The sequence below is a fragment of the Streptomyces sp. NPDC030995 genome (assembly GCF_055571215.1).
Genome location: NZ_JBVIFS010000040.1, coordinates 51,322 through 56,124 on the forward strand (window position 1 = coordinate 51,322; position 4,803 = coordinate 56,124).

General features: G+C 72.6%; 2 protein-coding genes and 2 pseudogenes. 3 read left to right on the top strand and 1 reads right to left on the bottom strand.

Features of this window, described 5'->3' with window-relative positions; translation table 11 throughout:
- Positions 1–314 (bottom strand): annotated as a pseudogene (locus ACZ45T_RS34825) (hypothetical protein); the annotation flags it as partial.
- A 394-nt stretch (positions 315–708) separates the two neighbouring features.
- On the opposite strand from ACZ45T_RS34825, the pseudogene ACZ45T_RS34830 reads away from it, so the two are divergent.
- The 3 genes and pseudogenes from ACZ45T_RS34830 to ACZ45T_RS34840 all read left to right on the top strand — a co-directional run.
- Positions 709–1,252, top strand: a pseudogene (locus ACZ45T_RS34830) (IS256 family transposase); the annotation flags it as partial.
- 10 nt (positions 1,253–1,262) lie between these two features.
- Entirely contained in the window at positions 1,263–1,670 is a 408-nt protein-coding gene (locus ACZ45T_RS34835) for an ACT domain-containing protein (RefSeq protein WP_468448138.1), read from the top strand.
- Positions 1,671–1,842: 172 nt separating this feature from the next.
- Positions 1,843–4,695, top strand: a complete 2,853-nt coding sequence (locus tag ACZ45T_RS34840) for an ATP-binding protein (protein WP_468448139.1) — start codon at positions 1,843–1,845, stop codon at positions 4,693–4,695.
- The last annotated feature ends 108 nt before the right edge of the window (positions 4,696–4,803 follow it).

A 4,803-nucleotide genomic window follows, 5' to 3' on the forward strand; every position in this document is an offset into this window, starting at 1 on the left:
TGACTGCGCTTGAAGCCGGAGCCGGTCGACAGGCTCACCGTTATTGTGTTCGAACCGCCGTTGTTCCAGACAGTGGCAAGGTCGGCCTTCCTGTCGCCATTGAAGTCCCCGGCAACCCACGGGGTTCCGTCAATCCAGCCACCGTCTCGGTCGCTCCACTGTGACCACCCTGGGAACCGAGAGCCATCAGACAGGTAGACCGCAGTGGACAGGTTGGCGTCTGAAGTGGTGGCCAGCGTGGGGTCTGAAACGAGGGCTAGTGCGACTGCCAATGGCACGAGCACGGCCGTGCCCCATGTTCGAAGCTTCAGCATAAGCTCACCTACCGCAGTAATGCGGGATCTGGGCCATCTGGTAATAGCCGGAATGACCGATGTGCTCGCGGAGCTGACGCATCTGATAGATGAAGTGCTGGATCGGAACACCAGTGGGGTTCAGTGCGCGCTCGGGTTGGCCTATCGGATGCGCCCTCTGGTCAGATGGATGGATTGACCAGTGCCCAGGCCTAGCGCTGGCCACTCTCTGGATGTCTACAAGTAAAAGGCAGACCGGTCCACCACGCCACAGCAGCAACAGGGGAAGCGGCCACACCCAAGGTGATCAAACCTCTATGGAGGCAGTCTTGAGGTTGGCCAGGGACTCGTAGAAGTTGAGGTGGTGGTCCGGCGTCGGGTGTCTTCCCGGACAACCCGTTGATAGGGGACCACCGTGACCCAGCAGTACCAGAAGAACGTCGAGACGAACCACGCGACTGGGCTGGACGTGCCGGAGAGCGTGAGTGTGGCAATGAACGAGATCGCGGCGGATATGCAGAAGGACTGGTCGCGCTCGCCGTCGGCGCCTGCTTGCAGGTGATGACCGCTCTGATGGACGCCGACGTCGTGCGGTATGCGGCCGCGTGGCAAGCACGACGCCGAGCGGATCGCGGTACGCCACGGCACCGGGCACGGACCGGTGGTGTTGGGCGGGCGCTGGGTGCCCATCAGCCGGCCACGGATGCGCGCAGTCGACGGCTCGGGTGAGCTGGCGGTACCCGCCTATGAGCTATGCAACCGCACCGAGAGCCTCGCCCCGGATGGCGATGGAGCGCGTGCTCGGCGGCCTGTCGACCCGCCGCTACGGCCTGGGCCCGGAGCCGGTGGGCCAGGTGGTCACGGCGACGAGCAAGTCCGCGGTCTCCCGCACGTTCGTGGCCATGACGGAAACCGCCCTCAAAGAGATGATGACCGCCGACCTGTCCGGCCTGGACCTAGGGTGGCGCCATGAGCGGAGAGAGCGACCTGCGCACCCTGCTGAGCGGCATGCGGCCCGAGCTGAACGAGGGCCTGTACGTGTTCTGCACCGTCCCCGGAAACACCGTCCCGGCCGGGACGGCGCCCGTCGCCACGATCCTGGAGCGCGAGGGCCTCACCCTCGTCCTGCGCCAGGAGGACGCCGACGCGGCCGGCCTGGCCTACGACTACACCGCCGGCTGGATCACCCTGCGCATCCACTCCGCCCTCGACGCCGTCGGGCTCACCGCGGCCTTCGCCGCCGAGCTCGGCGCACATGGCCTGAGCTGCAACGTCATCGCGGGCTACCACCACGATCACCTCTTCGTGGCTGCCGACCGCGCCGCCGAGGCCGTGACCGTCCTGGAGGACCTCGCGGCACGTTCCGCACGGGACTGACCCTCCCCGGAAAGGGAGCCGGAAGCAGCCGGGAAGCCGCCGGAAAAGAAGCCGGAAAGGAGGCCGGAAAGGAGGCCGGAAAAGAAGATCGGATTCTTTCCCGACAGTGGGTCCCCCGTCGTGTGCGCGGGCGTACGCTGAACCTCCGAACAGGCCTGGGGGGGTACCAGCCATGACGGACCGCCGGACCCGTTTGCGGCGCACGATGGTCGAACGCGAGACCGAACTCGCCCTTGTCGACGAGGCCCTGGACCAGCTCACCGGTCCCGGCCCGGACGCCGGCGGCGCGCTCCTCGCCTTCTCCGGCCCGGCCGGCCTCGGCAAGACCACGCTCCTCGCCGAACTGCGCCGGCGCGCCCACGCCCGCTCCTGCACCGTCCTCGCCGCCCGCGGCGGCGAACAGGAGCAGAGCCAGCCCTTCCACGTCGCCCGCCAGCTCATTCAGCCCCTGCTGGCCGGCCCCTCCGAGCAGGAGCTGCGCGCCTCCCTCGGGAGTTGGTACTCCATCGTCGGTCCGGCCCTCGGACTCTGCGCACCCGAACAGGGCGCCCCGCCCGACCCCCAAGGTCTGCGCGACGGACTCGACTGGGTCCTGACCCACCTCGTCGTCCAGCGAGCCCCCGTCGCCCTCGTCCTCGACGACGCCCACTGGGCCGACCCCGAATCCCTGGGCTGGCTCGCCGCCTACGCCCCGCGCGCCGAACACCTCCCGCTGCTCCTCGCCGTCGCCTACCGCCCCGACGAACTGCCCGCGCACGCCGAGGCCTTCCGTACGCTGCCGGGCCGGGCCGGACAGCGCCCGCTGCCCCTCGCGCCGCTCACCGAGGCCGCCGTCGCCGCCCTGGTACGCGAGACCCTCGCCGACCACGCCGACGACGCCTTCTGCCGTGAGGCCTGGGCCGTCACCACCGGCAACCCCTTCGAGGCCGTCGAACTCACCGCCAAGGTCCGGGACAAGGCCCTGCCCCCGGTCGCGGCGAGCGCCCCGCTGCTGCGCGACCTCGCCGCCGCCCAGCGCGGCAGCGGCCTGGTCGCCCGCCTCGAACGCCTCGGCCCCTCCACCGTCCGCTTCGCCTGGGCCTGCGCCGTCCTCGGCACCGCCATTCCGCAGGACCTCGCCGCCCGCGTGGCCGCCCTCGGCACCGAGGAGGCCGTGGACGCCACCGGCCGGCTGCGGGACGCCCGCATCCTGTCGGCCGCCGGGCCCACGACGGCGCACGAGCCGGACGCCGGGCTGGAGTTCGTCCACCCGCTCATCGCCACCGCCCTGTACCGCGCCATCCCCGACGCGCTCCGCGTCGCCCTGCACGGAAAGGCCGCGGCGGCCGTCGTCGACGCCGGACTCGGCTCCTCCTCCGCCGCCCGCCACCTGCTGGAGACCCATCCCGAGAACGACCCCTGGGTGGTGCGCACCCTGCGCGAGGCCGCTGCCGAGAACCTCCGGGCCGGCGCCCCCGAGGCAGCCCGCCGCCAGCTCGCCCGCGCCCTGCGCGAGCCCCCGGACTTCGGCGAACGCGCGGCCGTGCTGTACGAACTGGGCTGCGCCTCCCTGCTCACCGAGCCCGCGAACACCGTCAACCACCTGCGGGCCGCCCTCGCCGAGCCCTTCGACGACCCGGCCCTGCGCCAGGGCATCGTCATCCGGCTCGCCCAGGTGCTCGCGCACAGCGACCGCCTCGCCGACGCCTCACAGGCGCTCGCGCGGGAGATCCCGTACACCCAGGACGTCCGCGCCCGGCTGCGCCTGCAGTCCGAGCAGTTCATGTGGGACGCCTTCAACGCCGCCGAGACCGACTCCCCGGCCCGCTCCCGGCGCCTGGCCCGGCTCGCCGACCGGCTGACCGGCCGCGACCTCACCGAGCGGTACGTGATCGGGCTGCGCGCCTGGGACGCCTGCCTGCGGGGGGAGCCCGTGGACGTGGTCCTGCACCACGCCGGACGGGTGCTGGAGCGGGACTTCAGTTGGGCCCACGAGGACCGCGGCTTCGAGGTGCCCGTGCTCGTGGCCATGGCGCACATGTACGCCGACCGGCCGGGACGGGCGGAGGAACTGTTCGAGGCGGGCACCGCCGAGTTCGAGCGGCAGGGCTGGCACGGGGCGCACCTGTCCTTCGCGTACAACCTGCGGGCCTACATCCGCTTCCGGCGCGGGCGGCTCGCGGAGGCCGAGGAGCTGGCGCGCGCCGGACTGCGGCTCGCCGAACGCGTGGGACGGCGTACCCCCGTGCACTGGTACGCCATAGCCATCCTCCTCACGACACTGCTCGCGCGGGGACGGGCCGACGAGGCCTGGGAGCTCGCACGGGAACACGAGTACGGGAGGCCCTTCCCGGCGGCCGTGGTCTTCCCCGACTCCCAGACCGTCTACGCGGAACTGCTCCTCGCCCGGGGTGAGACGAAGGCGGCCGTCGCCGAACTGGAGGAGGTGGAGGGGCGGTTGACCCCGCGCGGAATCCAGAACCCGGCGTGGTGCCCGTGGCAGCTGCACCTGGCCCGGGCCGTGGCCGGGGACGACCCGCACCGGGCGCGCGCCCTGGCCGCCGACGCCGTCCGGCGGGCCCGCGCCTTCGGCGCCCCCTCGGGCATCGGCCAGGCCCTGCGCGTGGCGGCCGAGGTCGCGGCGCCCGAGGACCGGGCGGAGCTGCTGCGGGAGGCGGTGGCGCTGCTGGCGTCCTCCCCGGCGGGATACGAACTGGCCTGCGCGCTGGCCGCGCTGGGATCGGAGCTGGGCGACCCCGCACTGCTCGCCCGGGCCGTGGTGACGGCCCGGGAATGCGGCGCCGACGGCCTGGAGGCGCGGGCGGCCGAGACCCTGCTGGGCCTCGGTGGAGCCCTGCCGTGCCGGTCCTCCTCCTCGGCGGACGGGCTCACGGAGGAGGAGCTCCGGGCGGCGCGGCTGGCGGCTCGCGGCGGCGGGCCGGCCGCCGCGGACCCGGAGCCCGACTGGGCACGGTCGGCGGCCTGCCGCAAGCTCGGCACCGACCTCCCGGGCCTGCGGGCCGCCCTGGAGGCGTACGGGCGCTAGGCCGTCTCTTTCGGATCTTGCCTGGCCCGCACTGCCTGGCACCGCACCTCGCCGCGTTGTCGGGGGGAGCGAATGCATCCCACACCCGGGTATCCCCCCCCCCCCCGC